Raw genomic sequence first — 17,471 nt, 5'->3', positions numbered from 1 at the left:
GTCCATGAACAAACGGTTCTTTTCTCTCCTGGGGCTGACGGCCCTGCTCGCCGCCTGCGGCACCCAGCCCACGACCACCACGGACGGGGCCGCCCCCTCCGGCGCGCTGATGCCCGGCCAGATCGTCGTGAAGTACAGGTCGGGCCTGACGGCGGCGAGCGTGCAGCCCCTGAGCAACACGCGGGTGCTCTCCGCCACGGCGAGTGACGGCTGGGGCCGCCTCGCGCTCGTGTCGGTGCCCGAGGGCCAGGAGGCCGCCTACGCCGAGCGCTACGCGGGTCAGAGCGGCGTCGAGTACGCCGAGCCGAACTACCGGGTCGAGAGCCCGGGGGCCGAGAGCGTCTCCCTCGCCACGCAGAGTGTGCGCACGGGCGGGCTGCGCGCGGCGGCGACCGGCTTCACGGCGGGCGTCACCGATCCCTACTTCGTCAACAGCCCGGTGGACGCGAACGGCAAGAATCCCTTCGACGTGACCGCCGCCCAATCGGCGAACGGGCGGACGGCCTACACGAACGAGAAGTACCTCTGGAGCATCTACCGCGTGCAGGCCCCCGCCGCGTGGGACGCGGGCTTTACCGGCAAGGGCGTGGTCGTGGCGGTGATCGACCAGGGCGTCGACCTCGGGCACCCGGACCTCGCCCCCAACCTGTGGCAAAACCCCAACCCCTCCTCCACGACCTGCCCCGGCGTGAACGGCTACGACTTCGTGGACGACGACGCCGACCCGTCCGACACGGGCGGCCACGGCACGCACGTCTCGGGCACCATCGCCGCCGCCGCGAACGGGCAGGGCGTGGTGGGCGTCGCACCCGAGGCCAAGATCATGGCGCTGCGCGGGCTCGGGTACTTCGGCGGGACGAACTACATGCTCGCCCGCGCGCTGAAGTACGCCGCCGACTGCGGGGCACAGGTCGTGAACAACTCCTGGGGCGGCAGCCAGCGCACCCGCGCCTTCCGGGACGTGCTGGAGTACGGCACCGCCAAGGGCGTGACCTACGTCTTCTCGGCTGGCAACTCCTACCGTGACAACAACCGCCCGTCGTGGCCCGTCTCGTACAGCACCGAGATTCCCGGCGTGATCGGCGGGGGAGCGACGAGCAACGACAACCGCCGCACCGCCTTTTCCAGCTCGGGGAACTACGTGACGGTGGCCGCGCCCGGCGGCACGATCCTCTCCACCGTGCCGCGCTCGCAGGCTCCCAACAACCCCTACGCCTTCCTCCAGGGCACCTCGATGGCCGCGCCGAACGCGACCGGCGTCGTCGCCCTGATCTACCAGGCCCGGCCCGGCATCACCCCCGAGCAGGTGCGGCAGGTGCTCACCTGGAGCGCGAACAGCACGATCACCGGCCAGAACAGCAAGCCCGACTACCCGACCGGGGGCTTTTTCGGCTACGGCATCGTGGACGCGGCGGCAGCCGTGCAGTACGCGCAGGAGTCGCTGCGGTAGACGGGCGACCAGCCTGACGAGCGACAACAGGGGGCGGGGGGCGGGGGGATCATCCTCGAAGTCCCCCGCCTTCGCCCTTTCGGAAAGGAGCCCGCCCTTGACCCTCCCCGCCCTGCTGGCCGCGCTGCTGCTGAGTGTCGTCCCGCCGCCCCAGCCGCCCGGCGAGCCGCCCCTCCCCGCACCCCAGGTCCGCGTCGTCCTCACCGCGAGCGACGCGGGGGGGCCCCGCCCGGGGGTGCTGATGCAGCTCTTCGGGCGGGGCGTGGGGGGGCGTCCGCTGCCCCTGCCGGGCCGTCCCCTGCTCGCCCGCAGCGGCGCGGACGGCACCGCCTCGCTGACGCTGCCCCCCGCCGCGCCCCTGCTCGTGCAGCTCACCGACCCGGAGCGCGACCTACTCGTGCGCCTGCCGCTGGACGGCGAGGCGGTGGGGCGGGTCGGCACCGTGACCTTCCGGCTACGGGTCGTGCCCGTCTCCCCGGGGCGCTGGGCGTCCGGGCTACGCCGTCCGGGCGGGCAGCCCGGCGAGCACCGCCTCGATCACGCCCTCCAGCGTCAGCGGGCCGGTGTCGATCACCCGGGCGTCCGGGGCGGGGGCACTCTGGGCGGCGTCGCGGCGGTCACGTTCGGTGAGGGCCGCCAGGGTAGCGTCAGCGTCTTCGCCGCGTTCCTGGGCCCGGCGCTCGGCGCGGACCCGCGGGCTGGCGGTGAGGTAGAACTTGGCGTCCGCGTGCGGGAAGACGTTCGTGCCCATGTCGCGCCCCTCGGCGACGAAGGGGGCGGGCAGGCCGCGCAGCTCGGCGTCCACCCACGCGCGGACCTCGGGGAGGCGGGCGACCGCGCTCACGGCGGCGTCCACCCGCGAGGAGTGCAGCCCCGGGGTCAGGTCGCGCTCTCCCTGCCACACCCAGTTGCCCCCCGCGAGGGGTTCGAGCCGCAGGGGCCGCCCGCGCAGGAGGGCGAGGAGGGCCGCCGGGTCGTCCGGCCTCAGGCCCGCTTCCAGGGCGAGCAGGGTCGCCGCGCGGTAGAGGAAGCCGCTGCTGACGTAGGGAATGCCCAGCGCCCGCGCGACGCCCGACGCCACGCTCGACTTGCCGCTGGCGGCCACGCCGTCAATCGTCACGATCATCCGCCCAGTGTAGGAGATGACCCCGCCCCCGGGCCGCGTCCGGCGTTCCTCACCCAAACGCTCTAGACTGCCCCCGTGAAACAGGCCGCCCTCATCCTGACCGCCCTCCTCGCCCTGACCGCCTGCCAGGAGAGGAACGCGGCGAACACCGACACCCAGACCGAGCAGACCGAGACCGTCCAGAGCGGGAGCACCCAGACGCCGGAGGGGGAGACCCAGACCGGGAGTACCGAGACTGCCGCGAAGCCCGACACCGCCCAGACCTCGGCGGCCCAGACCTCAGCGGCGCAGACCCCGGCGGTCACCCAGCCCGGCCCGGTTCCCGCCGGGTACACGCTGGTGCCCTTCCTCAGCGACAAGCCGGTGCGCGAGTTCAAGTCCGAGCCCGCCCTGAGCCTGCAAGAGGGCAAGGACTACTACGCCCTGATCGACACCGACCGGGGCCAGATTCTCGCCGACCTGTACGAGCAGGAGACGCCCGTCACGGTGAACAACTTCGTGACGCTCGCGCGCAACCACTTTTTCGACGGCATCCGCTTCCACCGGGTGATCGAGGGCTTCATGGCGCAGACGGGCGACCCGGGGAGCGTGGACGAGAGCAAGAGGGCCGAGTGGGGCACGGGCGGCCCCGGCTACTCCTTCGCCGACGAGTTCCGCACCCGGCTGACCTTCGACGGCCCCGGCATCCTGGCGATGGCGAACAGCGGCCCGGCGACGAACGGCTCGCAGTTTTTCATCACCTTCGCGCCCACCGACTTCCTCAACGGCAAGCACACCATCTTCGGCAAGGTCGTGCGCGGCGAGGACGTGCTGCCCAAGCTCACCCGCACCTCCGACACGAGCGGCGGCCAGGAGGCCCCCATCGAGGGCGTCACCCCCGACAAGATCCTCACCGTGCGGATTCTGACGAAGGGCTGAGCGCCGGGGAGCTGAAGGAGCGCGGCAGCAGGGAGGCCGAGGTGGAGGATCGGGGCGCCGCCGCTCTCACCCCTCCGGCCCAGGACGACGCTTATGCCGGGAGCCTGGAACGCCGGGTCCGCTTCGCCCAGGGCCGCGACTGCATCCTCGACGAGTACGACGAGCTGTTCCGCAGGCTGGCCGACGCCTGAGGGACCTAGGGCGCGCAGACCGTCCGCCACCGGGGCCGTGTTGGCCTCCGGAACGCGGGCGGTCTTCCGGGTCGCCCGCCTGCCTCCTACAGCGTCCGCGTCGCCTGCACCCACCACCCGGGGTGCCGCGCCCGCAGGAAGGCCGCCGCGTCGTGCGCCTGATCGTCCCCCTCTGCCAGGGCAAAGCAGGTCGCGCCGCTGCCGCTCATCAGCGGAGAGCGCAGGCCCACCCCCGAGAGGGCGGCGAGTGCCTCGCGGACGGGGGCGTGGCGGGCGGCGACCGGACCTTGCAGGGCGTTGAGGTAGGGCACCGCCCGCCCGCCCGTGAGGGCCGCCAGGATGCCCTCCACGTCGAGTTCGGGGGTGTAGTCCTCCTCCTCGTCGAGCCAGGCGTAGGCGTCCCGCGCGCTGACCTCCACGCCGGGATTCACGAGCACGAGCGGCACGTGCGGCACCGGCAGCGGGGTCAGCACCTCGCCGGTTCCCTGGCTGATCGCGGCGCGGCCCAGCAGGAAGAAGGGCACGTCCGCGCCGAGCGACCGGGCCAGCGCCGGGAGGTTCACGCCCGAGGGGTAGAGCCGCGCCAGCGCCATCAGGGTCGTCGCCGCGTCGCTGCTGCCGCCGCCGAGCCCCGACGCGAGGGGCAGCCGCTTGTGGAGGGTGATTTGCGCGCCGCCCGCCCCCCCCGCCGCGTCCAGGTACGCCCGCGCCGCCCGGTAGACCAGATTGCGCTCGTCGGCGGGAAGGCCCGGGGCCCCCTCCACCCGCAGGGTCAGGGTCTCGGCGGGGCCGATCTCCAGGTCGTCGCCGACCGCCAGGGGCACCATGATGGAGTGCAGCTCGTGGTAGCCGTCCGCGCGCTGGTCACGCACGCTCAGGCCGAGGTTCACCTTGGCGGGCGCAAAGTACGTATGCGGCGTGGGGGAGACGGGGGGCACGGCGGCCTCGGGCTCAGGCGTCATCCCCCCCAGCATCCCACAGCAACGCGACCGCGTGGGCCAGGGCGAGGTCCCCGGGCGTGGTGACCTTGAACAGCCGCGCGTCCCCCGGCACGAGCGCGACCTCGCCCCCCAGCCGCGCGACCAGCCCCGCGTCGTCGGTGGCGGTGAAGCCCTCGGCCAGGGCTCTCTCGTGCGCGTGGGCGAGCGTGTCCCGCCGGAAACCCTGCGGCGTCTGCACCGCCCACAGCCCCTCGCGGGGGACGAGGCCGCCCCAGCCGCCCCCTTCACCCGCCCGCACGAGGGTGTCCGCGACCGGCAGGGCCGCCGTCGCCGCACCGACCTCCCGCGCGGCGGCGGCCACCTCGCGGACCACCCGCGAGGGGAGGAAGGGCCGCGCCGCGTCGTGGACGAGGACGACCCCGGCGCCCGTGGCCTCCAGCAGCCGCCGCACGCTCTCCTGCCGGGTGGGGCCGCCGGGGACCGCGCGGGCGGGGAGACCTCCGGGCAAGGCCAGCCCCTCCGGGAGCGCCACGATCACCTCGTCCACCAGGGGCGCGAGGCAGGCGACGCTGCGCGCGAGCAGGCTCGCACCCGCCACCTCCACGAAGGCTTTCGGCCCCCGGCCCAGGCGGGTGCCCGACCCGGCGGCGGGGAGGAGGGCGGCGACGCTTCCCGTCCTCACTCGCGCCATCGCCTGAACTTCGGCACGTCGAGCCCGAACTGGTCGAGCACCCGCGCGGTGACGAAGTGCAGGAGGTCGTCCACGCTCTCCGGCGCGTGGTAGAAGCCGGGGCTGGCCGTCATGACGGTGGCCCCCGCGTCGAAGACCCGCAGCATGTTCTCCAGCATCGGGCGCGGCAGCGGGTCCTCGCGCACGACGAGGACGAGGCGGCGGCGCTCCTTGAGGGTGACGTGGGCGGCCCGCGAGAGCAGGTTGTCGGCAAAGCCGTGCGCGACCTTCGCCAGCGTTCCGGCGGAGCACGGCACGACCAGCATCCCGTCCGTGCGGTAACTCCCGCTCGCCACGCTCGCCGCGAGGTCGCGGTCCTCGTGGGTGACGCTCGCCAGGGCGGTGAGGTCGGCGAGGCCCGGCCCGCCCTCCGCCGTCATCACCCGTTTGGCGCCGCTGCTCACGATCAGGTGGGTCTCGGCCCCCAACTCGTGCAGGGCGCGCAGGATGGAGAGGGCGTAGGGAATGCCGCTCCCGCCGCTCACGCCCACGACCAGCCTCAAGCTCCCGCTCCCCGCCGACACCGCCACATGCGGGCAGGCTAGCAGGGGCGCCGGGGGGTAGCCTGTCGGCATGCCCACCTCTTCCCCCGACCGGGCGGCGATTCTCGAAGCCTTCTGGCAGGGCGGCCACCTCGCCGACCCGCCCGCCTTCCTCGACCGGGCGCGCGAGGTCTCGCCCGTGCTCTACGACCCCCAGATGGGTCTCGCGCTCCTGACCGGCCACGCGTCGGTTTCGGCGGCCCTGAAAAGCCCCCATGTCCGCACCACCAAGTACGAGGGCGGCGACGCCTTCCGGGCGAGCGAAAGCCACGCCGTGATGGCCCCGATGATGCTCTTCCACGACGGGCCGAGTCACACCCGCCTGCGCTCGCTGGCTCAGCGGGCCTTCACCCCGCGCGTGCTGGAGGAGAGCCGCGAGTTCATCGGGTCGCTGACGGACGAACTGCTGGACGAGGCGGCCCGGCAGGGGGAGGCCGACGGGGTGGCCGCCCTCGCCGTGCCCCTGCCCGTCACCGTGATCGTGCGGATGCTGGGCCTGAGCGGTGCGGACGCCGAGCGCTTCCGCGGGTGGTCGGCCTCCGTGGCGGACCTGATCGGCGGGCTGGACGTGACGCCGGAACGCTGGGCGCAGGTGGAGGCCGACGCGCGGGCGATGCGCTCCTACTTCCGCACCCTGGCGGACGACCTGCGCGCCAAGCCCCAACCCGGCCTCCTCTCCGCCCTCGCCGCCGCCGGGAACGAGGGGGGGCGGCTGAGCGGGGAAGAACTCCTCGCCAACGCCGTTCTCCTCCTCGTCGCCGGGCACGAGACGACGAGCAACCTGATCTCGGGGAGCCTCCACGCCCTGCACGAGTCCCCGGATCAGCGGGCGTGGCTGGCCGAGAACCCGGCGGAGCGCGCGGGCAACGCGGTCGAGGAACTGCTACGTTTCCTCTCCCCGGTGCAGGGGACGGGGCGGGTGGCCCTCCACCCGCTGACGCTCGGGGAGGTCGAACTTCCGGCGGGGACGTTCCTCAGCGTCAGCCTCGCCGGGGCCAACCGCGACCCGCGCGTCTTCGATGACCCGCACGCCCTCGACCTTGCCCGCGAGAATGCCCGCCACCACCTGGGTTTCGCGGCGGGGGCGCACTACTGCTTGGGGGCGAGCCTCGCGCGGCTGGAGGGGAGCGTCTTCCTGACCCGGCTGCTGACCCGCTTTCCGGACTACCGGGTGCCGGAGCAACCGCTCGCCTACCGCCCGAACTTCACCCTGCGCGGCTTACAGGAACTGCGCCTGAGCCTCCGTTGACCCCCTCCGAGTCCCTCCCTCAAGCGCTGTGGAGGATGGCCCTCCTCTCCCTGGGGGGCGCGGTGGCCCTCGGCTTCGCCCGCTTCGCCTACGCCCTGATCCTGCCCGCCATGCGCGCGGACCTGGGCTGGTCCTTCACCCTGGCGGGGGCGATGAACGCGGCGAACGCGGTCGGGTACCTGGCCGGGGCGCTGACGGCCACCGGGGTCGCGGCGCGGCTGGGTCTGCGGCGGGTCTTCGCGCTCGGGATGGGCCTCACCGCCCTCGCCCTGCTCGCCTGCGCGGGGACGGGGTGGGCTCCGGCCCTGCTCGCCCTGCGTTTTCTGGCGGGGCTCGGCGGCGCCTACGTGTTCGTGACGGGCGGGGCGCTCGCCTCGCTGGCCGCCCGCGCCCACCCCTCCAGGAGTGCCCTGCTGCTCGGCGTGTTCTACGGCGGGGCGGGGGTGGGCATCCTCGCGTCAGCCCTCCTGCTGCCGCCCCTCCTGAACCACGGGTGGCGGGGAGCGTGGGCGGTCCTGGGCGGCGCGTCTCTCCTCGCCCTCGGGGCCACCCTTCCCGCCCTGGCCCGTCTGCCCGACCGGGGAGCGAGTGTGGCGGGAACGGGTCGCGCCTCCCTCGCGCCGCTGACCCGGGCTTTTGCCGCCTACGCCTGTTTCGGGGTCGGGTACATCGCGTATATCACCTTTATCGTCGCCTTCCTGCGATTGAGCGGGGCGGGCGGGCTGATTACCCCCTTCTGGGCGGTGCTGGGGCTGGCGGTCATCTTCAGCGCCCTCTTCTGGCAGCGGCCTGCTACGCACCTTCCCGGCGCGCGGGCGATGAGTGCGCAGATGTTCACGCTCGCCGTCGGGGCCACGTTGCCGCTGCTCTCCACCCACCCCGCGGCGCTGCTGCTGTCGGGGCTGCTGTTCGGCGGGAGTTTCCTCGCCGTCGTCACCTTCACCACCATCCTCGCGCGGCGCAGCCTGCCCGAGCCCGCCTGGGGCCGGGGCATCGCCGCCTTCACGGTGATCTTCGCCGCCGGGCAGACCCTCGGGCCGCTGCTTACGGGGGCGCTGTCGGACGGGGTGGGGGGCCGGCGCGCCGGGCTGGGCGTCTCGGCGCTCGTGCTGCTGGCGGGGGCGGGGTTGGCGTGGGGGCAGAGGTAGGTGTTCGGCGTGCCCAGGGACTAATGCGCTCTCAATTCTGCTTTCGTCGGTATCCCAACGTGACCCGAGAGTTCCACTGCATTCAAGGGGGTCGGGTGCGCCCCCGGCATGGCGGGTCGTCAGGGGTCGGGGTTGACGAATGTCACCTCGCCCCCCTCCCGGCGCCCCTGGCCGCTAGAATCCGGCGCGTATATGGCCGACCCCCACTCCATCCGCGAGGCCCTGCGCGCCGCCCTGACCGCCTGGGCGGTGGCCGAGGTGCGCGGCGACCAGGCCCGCGTGACCCTCGCCCCCGACCCCGACGCCCTCGCCCCCCACCTCGACCCCGTGGACGAGAGCTGGTCCCTCGGGTGGGCCTGCGAGAGCGCCGAGCCGCCCGTGGTCCGCGCCCGCCTGACCGTCGGAGGAGCCACCCGCGAGGGGCTGAGCGGCGGCCACACCCTCCACGACGCCAAGCTCCGCGCCCTGGCCGACGCGGCGCGCTTTTTCGGCGTGCCCACCCCGGCGGAGGGGCAGTGGGTGGAGTACGACCCGGAGGACGGCCCGAACACGAGCGACCTCGACGCGGAGGTGGGAGAGACGCCCGCCGCCAGGAGCACGCCGCGTCTGCCCGACCCCCCCCGTGATCCCCAGATGGACAAGGCCCGGCGCCACATCGAGGAGCTGCTCGAACAGCTCAAGGCGGCGGGCAAGGGGGGCGAGGCGACCCGGGTGCTGCTGCGCGGCTACGGCGAGACGGTGCAAGAAAGCCGCGCCATCTACAAGGAACTCCAGGCGATCTTGAAGGGCTAGGGAGGCTTTCGCGTGCGCAAATTCATCGCAGTCGGGGACGTGCACGCCGACTGGGACGGGCTGTGGGGGGCGTTGCGGGCGGCGAGCTGCGTGGACGCGCACTTTCGCCCGACGCCCCCGGTGCAGGCCGGGCTGTACCAGGTGGTGCTCCTCGGCGACCTCGTGCATCCCAAAAGCCTGCGGGACTACGAGCGCCTGACGGGCGTGGCCCGCTTCAACCCGCGCGACCCGGATCATCTGCTCATCGCGGCGCGCGAGCAGGTCAGGCACCTGGAGCGGCTGCGGGCCTACCAGGAGGCCGCCCCCCGGGCCGTTCACATCGTGCTCGGCAACCACGACGCCGCGGTGCTCGACCCCCGGTTCGTCCTGGGCACGAGCGGCGGGCTCGTCCACGTGGAGTTTGACCCCGCGCACGGCGGTCAGCTCCTGCCCGGGACGTTGCGGGGCTGGATGGAGGGCTTTGTCCGCGAACTGCGCGTGGGGGGCGTGCACTTTGCGCACGTCTCGCCCCTGCCCGCCCACACCCACTACGACGACCTCTTCTACGCCGACCCGGGCGCCAAACGCTGGTTTCGCGAGACCCCCGAGTACGTTCGCCGGGCGGGCCTGAGCTTCGGCGTGTACGGCCACACCCAGCCTGGCGGCGGCATCCTCCTCGACCGCGAGGCGGGCTTCGCCATCATCGACGCTCTCCCCGAGCGCGAGTACCTCGAACTCCTGCTCGACCCCACGTTGCCCGAGCCGGTGCAGGGGGTGCGGGCCGTGCCCTTCTAGGCGGGGGCGCAACTGTGGGCCGGTTGACAAGCCCGGGGGGCGCGGCTATCCTTAACCCCGCTGCTTTTTGCGGCGCGTGTGGTCCGGTAGTGTAGCGGTTAGCATAACTGCCTGTCACGCAGTAGGTCGCGGGTTCAAATCCCGTCCGGACCGCCAAGGCCCTTTCTGGGGCACGGCTAGGTAGCTCAGCTGGTAGAGCAAACGACTGAAAATCGTTGGGTCGCCGGTTCAAGTCCGGCCCTGGCCACCAGACGCAAAAGTCCCCGTCCTGGACGGGGATATTTTGTTTTGAACCTGGTTCGTGAACTTGATGCGACGAGACATGATCGTAGGCTTGTCTCCCAGCTTCGGAGAACGCGATCACGGCGGCGAAGCACCCTCTGCCCCAAGAACAATAAAAAGAAAACCCCGTCAGCGACGAGGTTGTTCTCTTGTGGCTCGGCAGGTAGGGGTCGAACCTACGACCATCCGATTAACAGTCGGACGCTCTGCCACTGAGCTACTGCCGAATACCGCGGTGGCGAGCCGTTTCCGGCGCGAGAGGGATACTAGCACGGCCCCCTCCGATCCTGCAAGCGACGGAGGAGTCTCTAGGCCTGCGCTCCCCCCGGCATGATCGTCTCCGGGTTGACCCCCAGGCGGTCGAGGGCGGCCTGCCAGCGTTCCTCGGTGGGCACCTTCCAGAGGAGGTCGGGGGTGTCCTGCTCGACCCACAGCCAGGTGCCCTCGCGCGCCTCCTCGGTGAGCTGGCCCGCCGCCCACCCCGCGTAGCCCAGGAGCAGCATGAAGGTCTGCCCGCTCGCCATCACCGCCCGCAACACGTCGAGGCTGCTCGTCACGAGCAGGCCAGGAGCGAGGCGCACCTCTCCGGGCAGATTCGTGGGATCGCGGTACAGGCACCACCCCACCGTGGGGTCCACCGGGCCGCCCGACCACGCGCCCCCCGCCTCCCCCCCGGGCACGTCGGGGAGGAGTTCCTGCACCGTCTGCCGCAGCGGTGAGGTGACGACCAGCCCCATCGCCCCCTTCTCGTCGTGTTCGAGCAGCAAGATCACCGCGCCCCCGAAGAACCCGTGCAGGTGGGGGCTGGCGACCAGGAACGTCAGCGGCGCAGGCATCGGGGACAGGATAAACGCTGCCGGGCAGGGAGCCCCTGGAGGGTTAACCGGGCGTAAGCCGTGGCAGAGACGGCACCAAAAACCCTCCCCCGGCGGGTGACCGAGGGAGGGCAGGCGAGAGGGGCTGACTTTACGCGCTCGCGCCGGGTGCCCGCCGGGTGGACTTGCGCTTCGGAGCGGGCGGGGTCACCTCCAGGGGAGCGTCCGTGCCGCGTTCCAGCGCCGCCAGCCCGCCGACGAGGGCCACGTCGAGCACCTCGTCCACCGTCTCGCAGGGGTGGAAGCGCATCGAGGAGCGCAGGTGCAGCGGGATGTCCCGCAGGTCCGCCTCGTTCGCCTTGGGCATGATGATGTGGCGGATGCCCGCGCGCCGCGCGCCGAGCACCTTCTCCTTCAGGCCGCCGATGGGCAGGTACCGCCCCGTCAGGGTCATCTCTCCCGTCATCGCCACGTCACGCCGCGCCGGGACGCCGCTGAGGGCCGAGATCAGGCTGGTGGCGATGGCGCCGCCCGCGCTGGGACCTTCCTTGGGGATCGCCCCCGCCGGGACGTGGATGTGGATTTCGGAGTTGTCGATCTTCTCGCGGTCGAGGTGGAAGCGCCCCGCGTTGCTCTTCGCGTACGTCAGGGCGGCGCGGGCCGACTCCTTCATCACGTCGCCGAGCTGGCCGGTCAGGACGAGGCCCCCCTTGCCGGGCATCACCGAGGTCTCCACGAAGAGGATGTCGCCGCCGACGGGGGTGTAGAACATCCCCGTGGACACCCCCACCATGTCCTCGCGCGCCTCCGACTCGGGCTGGTAGCGGCTCTGGCCGAGGTAGCGGTCGAGTTCCTTGTCGGTCACCTTGACCCGCTTGACCTCCCCGGTGGCGATGCGGCGGGCGACCTTGCGGGCCACCGTGCCGATCTCGCGCTCCAGGTTGCGCACGCCCGCCTCGCGGGTGTAGTGGCTGATCAGCCGCTCCAGCGCCGCGTCCGTGAAGCCGATCTGGTTCTCCTTAAGCCCGTTTTGCACGAGCTGGCGGGGCAGCAGGTAGCGCTTGGCGATCTCCAGCTTCTCCTGCTCGATGTACGAGGAGAAGTCGATGACCTCCATGCGGTCCATCAGGGCGGCGGGAATCTGCTCGGGGTAGTTCGCCGTGGCGATGAACATGACCTCGCTGAGATCGAAGGCCACGCCGAGGTAGTGGTCGGTGAAGTGCTGGTTCTGCGCCGGGTCGAGGACTTCGAGCAGCGCGCTGGAGGGGTCCCCCTGGTAGCTCGATCCCAGCTTGTCCACCTCGTCGAGCAGGATCACCGGGTTTTTGGTGCCCGCCGTCCGCATCCCCTGGATAAGCCGCCCCGGCATCGCGCCGATGTAGGTGCGGCGGTGACCGCGGATATCGCTCTCGTCCCGCGCGCCGCCCAGGGCGATGCGGACGTACTTGCGCCCCAGCGCCTTGGCGATGCTCTGCGCGATGCTCGTCTTGCCGACACCAGGAGGGCCCGTGAACACCAGGATCGGCCCCTTGTTGACCTCGGCGGCGTCGATCTCGCCACGCTCGGCCCGCTCCTTGCGCAATCTACGCACGGCGAGGAACTCCAGCACGCGGTCCTTGACCTTCTCCAAGCCGTAGTGGTCGTCGTCGAGAATCTTGGCGGCCTCGGGCACGTCCAGCCGGTCCTCGCTGCGGACGTTCCAGGGGAGTTCGGTGACCCAGGTGAGGTAGGTGCGGATGACGGACGCCTCGGCGGCGTCAGGATGCATCCGGCCCAGACGGTTGACCTCGCGGTCGATCTCCTTTTTGACCTCGGGCCTCAGGCCCAGCGCGTCGATCTTGGCGCGGAAAACTTCGGCTTCGTCGCCCTCCTCGCCGTCCTCACCACCCTGGAGTTCCTTCTGGATGACCTTCATCTGCTCGCGCAGATAGTACTCGCGCTGGTTCTTGTCGATCTCCTCCTTGACCTGGGCGCGGATGCGGGCCTGGACGGCCTGCACCTCCTGCTCGGTGTCGAGGAGGGTCAGCACCCGGCGGATGCGGTCGGTCACCCGGGTGGCCTCCAGGATCGCCTGCTTGTCCTCCAGCTTGAAGTCGAGGTTGAAGGCGATGTGGTCGGCCATCTCACCGGCGTTGTCCTTGCCCTGGATGGCCTGGACGCTCTCGGCGCTCACCTTGCCGCCCTGTGCCACGATCTCGAACTTCTCACGCAGCTCGCGGGTCAGGGCCTGGAGTTCGACGGGATCGCCCGTCTCGGTCGGCAGCGCCACGATGTCGGCCTTGAGGTAATCGCCCCGGGTGTAGCGCGTCACGCGGGCGCGCGACGTGGCGGCCACGAGCATCTGCACGGTGCCGTCGGGGTTCTTGCGCACGCGCAGCACGTTGCAGGCCGTACCCACGTCGTAAAGGTCGCTCCCCTGCGGGTCGTCCACGTCCTTGTCGCGCTGGGAGACGATCAGAATGACCTTCTCGCCCCCCATCGCCGCCTCGATGGCCTGGATGGAGACGGCGCGGCTGGCGTCGATGTGCTGCACCATCGTCGGGTAAATGACGCTGCCGCGCACCGGGCACACGGGCACGTTGGCGGGCAGCGGGGTGGGAAGGTTTTCGGTGGGCATGGAGGCTCCTTTCGCCCGAAAGCGGTCCTGCGGTGGAGCTTCTGGCGCTGGAGATGCCAGGAAACTTGAGTGCAACTATATCAACTTTCGGGGAGAGTGGCAAGCGCAGCACTGTGCCCCACCGAACGGTCTACAGCGCGTCCAGCACAAGAAAACCCTACGCCCGGCAGGATGATCCGGGCGTTTTGGGAAGCTGACGCAACGTTTAGGGTTGAGGGGGTGAGGAACGGCAAGCTCCCAGGCAGGCCAACTCCCGTCATCGGCCTGCCCAAGTTTCGACTGCTTCACAACTTTTTGAGATCAGTCAACAGCTCCCAGTTCTCAGGCAAACCTCGCTGTCTGAATTCGGCGTGGAGGGCACTGGGAGGGCTTGACGCCAAGTGAATTCGCTCGTACCAAACGGATTCACAATCGTCGCAGAGGTAGACAACCTGATTTTCTCCTGGAAACCTCGCCTCGTAGATCCGTCCCTGCTGGCGAAAGCTACAGGTCAGAGCCGGACTGCCTACGCCAGCAAGTCGCGCGCGATGATCAGCTTCTGAATCTCGCTGGTGCCCTCGTAAATCCGGAGCAACCTCTGGTCGCGGTAGTACCGCTCGACGGGCGAGTCCTTCATGTAGCCCATGCCGCCCGCGACCTGCACGGCCTTGTCGGCGACCTGGGAGAGCATCTCGGTCGCGTGGTACTTCGCCACCGAGGCCATGCGGCGCACGTCCTGGCCCTGCTCGACCATCCAGGCGACCTTTTGCCACAGCAGGCGACTCGTCTGGATGGCGACCTCCATCTCCGCGAGCATGAACTGGACCGCCTGGAACTCGGCGATGGGCTGGCCGAACTGCTCGCGGCTCTTGGCATGATTGATGGAGAGGTCGAGGAGGCGCTGCATGGCCCCCGTCGAGCGCGCGGCGATCCCCACCCGCCCGTTCGTCAGGATGCCCAGCGCCTCGCGGTAGCCCAGGTGCTCGGGGCCGAGGAGGTTCTCGGCGGAAATCTCGGCGTTCTCGAAGATGACCTCGGCGGAGAGCGAGCCCTTCTGGCCCATCTTCTCGTCGATCTTGCCCACGCGAACACCGGGCGTGCTCTGCGGCTCGACCAGGAAAGCACTCATGCCGCGCGTGCCCTTCGAGGGGTCGGTGATGGCGATGACGGTCAGCACGCCCGCGATGGGCGCGTTGGAGATGTAATGCTTCGTGCCGTTGAGAACGTAGCAGTTCCCCTTCCGCTCCGCCCGGGTGCGGATGTTCGCCGCGTCCGACCCACTGCTGGGCTCGGTGATAGCAAAGCCCGCGATGCACTCGCCGCTCGCCATGCGGGGGAGGAACCTGCGCTTCTGCTCCTCGCTGCCCAATTTGACCAGACCGCTCGTGCCGATGGAGGCGTGCGCGCTGATCACGCCTCCGAAGCCCATGTGTCCCTGCCCCAGCGCCTCGTACACGGCGCAGCGGCCCAGGGCCCCGAGCCCCACCCCGCCGTAGTCCTCGGGAATGCTCAGGCCGAAGAGGCCCAGGTCGGCGGCCCCGCGCATCAGCTCGGCGGGAACGCGGTTCGTCTCCTCGATCTCGTGGGCGCACGGCTCGACCACGTTGAGCATGAAGTCGCGGACGGTCGCCTGCACGTCCCGCAGGTCCTCGGGCAGATTGAATTCCATAGGTGGGAACAGGGTAGCGTCGGGAAGGGCCGGGGGTTGTGGGAAGGAGAAGAACGTAGGCCCTTTGGCCTGCTCCCAGGACCAATTGACACCCCGCCTCCCCCCCTCTAAGATGTGTGGGCCTGCAAGGGCGCGCGGTGGGTTTAGCTCAGTTGGTTAGAGCGCCGCTCTGTGGAAGCGGAGGCCGTGGGTTCAAGTCCCATAATCCACCCCAAGCTGCCCCGGTCACCGCCCTGCGTGGAGGCCGGGGTTCTCCCTTGATGGGACCTGACGTGTGCGGGGATGGCGGAACTGGTAGACGCACCAGACTTAGGATCTGGTTCCCGGAGGGAGTGAGGGTTCAAGTCCCTTTCCTCGCACCACCAGCAAGACGGCGGCCCACGGTCTTTCCGGCGGGCCGCCGCACCTTTTGACCCCTCGCGGTGGGACCGTTACGGAGCAGTCGCGCACCCGGCGCCCCAGGCTTTATGATGCGCGGCGGCATGTCGCGCGCCCCGGCTCCGACTCGGGATGGGGGCGCGAGCGCGGCACAGGCACACGAGAGGACCCGCCCCACCCGAAGTCCGCGCAACAAGCGGGCCGGGCACGGGAGCGCCAGGATGGGAGACGTATGGCAGAGCTGATCAGTCGTGAAGGCAACAAGGTGCAATTCCGGGTCGCGGTGCCCGCCGCCGAGGTGAACCGCGCCTACGAGCAGGTCTGGGCGGGACTCGCGCGCGACGTGCGCGTGCCCGGCTTCCGGCCCGGCAAGGCGCCGCGCAAGGTGCTCGAAAACCGCGTGGGCAAGGGCTATGTCGAGCAGGAGGTCCGTGAGCGCCTCCTCCAGGCCCACTACCCGCAGGCCGCCCGCGAACTCGGGCTCAACCTCGTGGACGCGCAGATCAATCCGGGCGCGCTGACGAGCGGGCAGGGCTTCGACTTCACGGTGAACGGCGAGACGTACCCGGAAGTCACCCTGGGCGACTGGAGGGGCGTGCAGCTCACGGCGGCTTCCCCCGAGATCACCGACGAGGTGCTGGGCCGCACGCTGGCCGACCTCCAGGAGCGCAACGCGACCTTCCAGGCCGCCGAGCGTCCCATCGAGGCGACCGATCAGGTGACCATCGAGGAACTCGGCGAGGAGGGCGGCACCTACCCCGTCTACCTCGACGTGGCCGAGCCGCACGTGCGCGACGCATTGATCGGCAAGAACGTGGGCGACGAGGTGGAGATCACCGTCCCCGCCCATAGCCACGGCGACCACGAGCACCCCGAGCACACCGTCCGGGTGCGGGTGCAGGGCGTGCAGACCAAGCAGCTTCAAGCTCTCGACGACGACTTCGCCAAGAGCCTGAACTTCGACTCGCTGGACCGCCTGCGCACCGACCTGCGCGCCGAACTGGAGCGCCGCGCCCGCCAGGAGGGCGACGCCGCCCGCCGCGAGGAGTTCGTGACGGGGCTCGTGGAGGGGATGGGGGCCGAGATTCCCCGCGCGCTGATCGACCGCCGCCGCGAGGCGATGCTCGAGGAGATTCAGGACGACCTGGGCCGCCAGGGCGTGAAGTGGGCCGAGTACGAGACCTTCATGCAGGAGCAGGGCAAGCTCGACGAATTCATGGCCGACCTGACGAAGAACGCCGAGGCCCGCGTCCGCCGTGACCTCGCGCTGGAGCAGCTCGCCGACGACCTGAAGGTGCAGGTCACCCAGGCCGAGTTCGACGCGTCCCTGAACGCGCTGGCCCAGAGCAACGGCCTGACCCTTCAGCAGCTTCGCACCCAGCTCGGGCCGAACGGCCTGAACGGCTACCTCGTCAGCCTGACCCGCGAGAAGGGCCTCCAGCAGGCCCTGGCCGGGTTGGCGAGCGCGCAGACCCAGACGGCGACGACCACGGGTGAGGGTGCTCAGACTGAGGAAGCGTCCCCCAGCGGTGACGAGACCGACGCGGCCCAGGACGGTGTTCAAGCGCAGAGCGCCGGGCAGACGACCCAGGAGGCGGACAGCAGCGACGCCGCCGAGTCGGCCCCGGTCGGTGCGCAGGAAATGGTGGTCGAGCAACCGGAGGCGACGACCGATGAGCAGTCGCTCACCGCGCAGACCGGCGCCCAGGACGCTACCGATGAGCCGCAAACCGGGGACCAACCCCAGGAGCAGCGCACCGAGTAATCGTCCCCACACGCGGCGCCAGGGGAGGGGCACGTCCGCCGGGACGTGCCCCTCTCCCTTTCAGAGGAGGCCCTTTGCACCGAGTCCCGCAATTCCTTGAACGCC

At 70.9% G+C, this 17,471-nt stretch carries 15 protein-coding genes and 5 tRNA genes; 12 read left to right on the top strand and 8 right to left on the bottom strand.

Features of this window, described 5'->3' with window-relative positions:
- The first annotated feature begins 4 nt into the window (after positions 1 to 4).
- Positions 5 to 1,450 (top strand): S8 family peptidase, encoded by a 1,446-nt coding sequence (locus tag A7B18_RS04660; RefSeq protein WP_102125527.1) that lies wholly within the window; start codon positions 5 to 7, stop codon positions 1,448 to 1,450.
- Positions 1,451 to 1,946: 496 nt separating this feature from the next.
- Here the strand turns inward: A7B18_RS04660 and cmk are convergent, their stop codons facing one another.
- Positions 1,947 to 2,576, bottom strand: coding sequence for a (d)CMP kinase (gene cmk / locus A7B18_RS04655; RefSeq protein ID WP_102125635.1), 630 nt, complete (start codon positions 2,574 to 2,576; stop codon positions 1,947 to 1,949).
- A gap of 75 nt (positions 2,577 to 2,651) precedes the next feature.
- On the opposite strand from cmk, the gene A7B18_RS04650 reads away from it, so the two are divergent.
- Together A7B18_RS04650 and A7B18_RS04645 are read left to right on the top strand one after the other, a co-directional pair.
- Complete coding sequence (locus tag A7B18_RS04650; protein WP_102125526.1) at positions 2,652 to 3,494, top strand: peptidylprolyl isomerase; 843 nt, start codon at positions 2,652 to 2,654, stop codon at positions 3,492 to 3,494.
- A gap of 41 nt (positions 3,495 to 3,535) precedes the next feature.
- Positions 3,536 to 3,685: a hypothetical protein gene (locus A7B18_RS04645; protein ID WP_245872742.1), complete on the top strand. Its 150-nt coding sequence runs from the start codon at positions 3,536 to 3,538 to the stop codon at positions 3,683 to 3,685.
- A gap of 86 nt (positions 3,686 to 3,771) precedes the next feature.
- On the opposite strand, the gene A7B18_RS04640 is transcribed toward A7B18_RS04645, so the two are convergent.
- Genes A7B18_RS04640 through A7B18_RS04630 form a run of 3 tightly spaced genes read right to left on the bottom strand, consistent with a single transcriptional unit; the run spans position 3,772 to position 5,859 of the window.
- A complete protein-coding gene (locus A7B18_RS04640) occupies positions 3,772 to 4,647 on the bottom strand; it encodes a 4-(cytidine 5'-diphospho)-2-C-methyl-D-erythritol kinase (protein ID WP_102125525.1) in 876 nt (291 codons plus the stop codon).
- Entirely contained in the window at positions 4,637 to 5,317 is a 681-nt protein-coding gene (gene ispD, locus A7B18_RS04635) for a 2-C-methyl-D-erythritol 4-phosphate cytidylyltransferase (protein WP_102125524.1), read from the bottom strand. Before ispD ends, A7B18_RS04640 begins: the two co-directional genes overlap by 11 nt.
- The gene (locus A7B18_RS04630; protein WP_245872747.1) at positions 5,305 to 5,859 is read right to left on the bottom strand and encodes a UbiX family flavin prenyltransferase; all 555 of its coding nucleotides are present in this window, start codon (positions 5,857 to 5,859) and stop codon (positions 5,305 to 5,307) included. The genes ispD and A7B18_RS04630 overlap by 13 nt, the downstream gene beginning before the upstream one ends.
- Before the next feature lie 70 nt (positions 5,860 to 5,929).
- On the opposite strand from A7B18_RS04630, the gene A7B18_RS22820 reads away from it, so the two are divergent.
- From A7B18_RS22820 to A7B18_RS04600, 6 genes are all read left to right on the top strand, one after another.
- Positions 5,930 to 7,147: a cytochrome P450 gene (locus tag A7B18_RS22820; protein WP_102125523.1), complete on the top strand. Its 1,218-nt coding sequence runs from the start codon at positions 5,930 to 5,932 to the stop codon at positions 7,145 to 7,147.
- A gap of 35 nt (positions 7,148 to 7,182) precedes the next feature.
- Positions 7,183 to 8,295, top strand: a complete 1,113-nt coding sequence (locus A7B18_RS04620) for a YbfB/YjiJ family MFS transporter (RefSeq protein ID WP_102125522.1) — start codon at positions 7,183 to 7,185, stop codon at positions 8,293 to 8,295.
- 192 nt (positions 8,296 to 8,487) lie between these two features.
- Complete coding sequence (locus A7B18_RS04615; RefSeq protein ID WP_102125521.1) at positions 8,488 to 9,087, top strand: single-stranded DNA-binding protein; 600 nt, start codon at positions 8,488 to 8,490, stop codon at positions 9,085 to 9,087.
- Positions 9,088 to 9,099: 12 nt separating this feature from the next.
- A complete protein-coding gene (locus A7B18_RS04610) occupies positions 9,100 to 9,861 on the top strand; it encodes a metallophosphoesterase (protein WP_102125520.1) in 762 nt (253 codons plus the stop codon).
- Positions 9,862 to 9,941: 80 nt separating this feature from the next.
- Positions 9,942 to 10,017: transfer RNA gene (locus tag A7B18_RS04605), tRNA-Asp, on the top strand.
- A gap of 18 nt (positions 10,018 to 10,035) precedes the next feature.
- Positions 10,036 to 10,111: transfer RNA gene (locus tag A7B18_RS04600), tRNA-Phe, on the top strand.
- A 184-nt stretch (positions 10,112 to 10,295) separates the two neighbouring features.
- Here A7B18_RS04600 and A7B18_RS04595 read toward each other — a convergent pair.
- The 4 genes from A7B18_RS04595 to A7B18_RS04580 all read right to left on the bottom strand — a co-directional run bounded on the left by A7B18_RS04595 (position 10,296) and on the right by A7B18_RS04580 (position 15,223).
- A tRNA-Asn gene (locus A7B18_RS04595) sits at positions 10,296 to 10,370 on the bottom strand.
- Between the two features lie 81 nt (positions 10,371 to 10,451).
- Complete coding sequence (locus tag A7B18_RS04590; protein ID WP_102125519.1) at positions 10,452 to 10,979, bottom strand: YqgE/AlgH family protein; 528 nt, start codon at positions 10,977 to 10,979, stop codon at positions 10,452 to 10,454.
- Between the two features lie 130 nt (positions 10,980 to 11,109).
- Positions 11,110 to 13,575 carry an endopeptidase La gene (gene lon / locus A7B18_RS04585; protein WP_102125518.1) on the bottom strand — a complete coding sequence of 822 codons (2,466 nt, stop codon included), beginning with the start codon at positions 13,573 to 13,575 and terminating at the stop codon, positions 11,110 to 11,112.
- 505 nt (positions 13,576 to 14,080) lie between these two features.
- Entirely contained in the window at positions 14,081 to 15,223 is a 1,143-nt protein-coding gene (locus A7B18_RS04580) for an acyl-CoA dehydrogenase family protein (RefSeq protein ID WP_102125517.1), read from the bottom strand.
- A gap of 137 nt (positions 15,224 to 15,360) precedes the next feature.
- Here A7B18_RS04580 and A7B18_RS04575 point away from each other — a divergent pair.
- The 3 genes from A7B18_RS04575 (at position 15,361) to tig (ending at position 17,366) form a co-directional block, all read left to right on the top strand.
- A tRNA-His gene (locus A7B18_RS04575) sits at positions 15,361 to 15,437 on the top strand.
- Positions 15,438 to 15,499: 62 nt separating this feature from the next.
- A tRNA-Leu gene (locus tag A7B18_RS04570) sits at positions 15,500 to 15,585 on the top strand.
- Between the two features lie 248 nt (positions 15,586 to 15,833).
- Positions 15,834 to 17,366, top strand: a complete 1,533-nt coding sequence (gene tig / locus A7B18_RS04565) for a trigger factor (protein ID WP_102125516.1) — start codon at positions 15,834 to 15,836, stop codon at positions 17,364 to 17,366.
- The last annotated feature ends 105 nt before the right edge of the window (positions 17,367 to 17,471 follow it).

Origin of the sequence: Deinococcus planocerae (assembly GCF_002869765.1) — a bacterium.
Taxonomy (GTDB): Bacteria; Deinococcota; Deinococci; order Deinococcales; family Deinococcaceae; genus Deinococcus; species Deinococcus planocerae.
This window is presented reverse-complemented; position numbering and strand designations above follow the sequence as displayed.

Excerpts from the sequence above, each read along its gene's own strand:
- ispD (WP_102125524.1), bottom strand. The coding sequence starts at position 5,317 with ATGGCGCGAGTGAGGACGGGAAGCGTCGCCGCCCTCCTCCCCGCCGCC.
- A7B18_RS04580 (WP_102125517.1), bottom strand. The coding sequence starts at position 15,223 with ATGGAATTCAATCTGCCCGAGGACCTGCGGGACGTGCAGGCGACCGTC.
- A7B18_RS04660 (WP_102125527.1), top strand. The coding sequence starts at position 5 with ATGAACAAACGGTTCTTTTCTCTCCTGGGGCTGACGGCCCTGCTCGCC.
- A7B18_RS04615 (WP_102125521.1), top strand. The coding sequence starts at position 8,488 with ATGGCCGACCCCCACTCCATCCGCGAGGCCCTGCGCGCCGCCCTGACC.
- lon (WP_102125518.1), bottom strand. The coding sequence starts at position 13,575 with ATGCCCACCGAAAACCTTCCCACCCCGCTGCCCGCCAACGTGCCCGTG.
- A7B18_RS22820 (WP_102125523.1), top strand. The coding sequence starts at position 5,930 with ATGCCCACCTCTTCCCCCGACCGGGCGGCGATTCTCGAAGCCTTCTGG.
- A7B18_RS04640 (WP_102125525.1), bottom strand. The coding sequence starts at position 4,647 with ATGACGCCTGAGCCCGAGGCCGCCGTGCCCCCCGTCTCCCCCACGCCG.
- A7B18_RS04590 (WP_102125519.1), bottom strand. The coding sequence starts at position 10,979 with ATGCCTGCGCCGCTGACGTTCCTGGTCGCCAGCCCCCACCTGCACGGG.
- cmk (WP_102125635.1), bottom strand. The coding sequence starts at position 2,576 with ATGATCGTGACGATTGACGGCGTGGCCGCCAGCGGCAAGTCGAGCGTG.
- A7B18_RS04620 (WP_102125522.1), top strand. The coding sequence starts at position 7,183 with ATGGCCCTCCTCTCCCTGGGGGGCGCGGTGGCCCTCGGCTTCGCCCGC.
- tig (WP_102125516.1), top strand. The coding sequence starts at position 15,834 with ATGGCAGAGCTGATCAGTCGTGAAGGCAACAAGGTGCAATTCCGGGTC.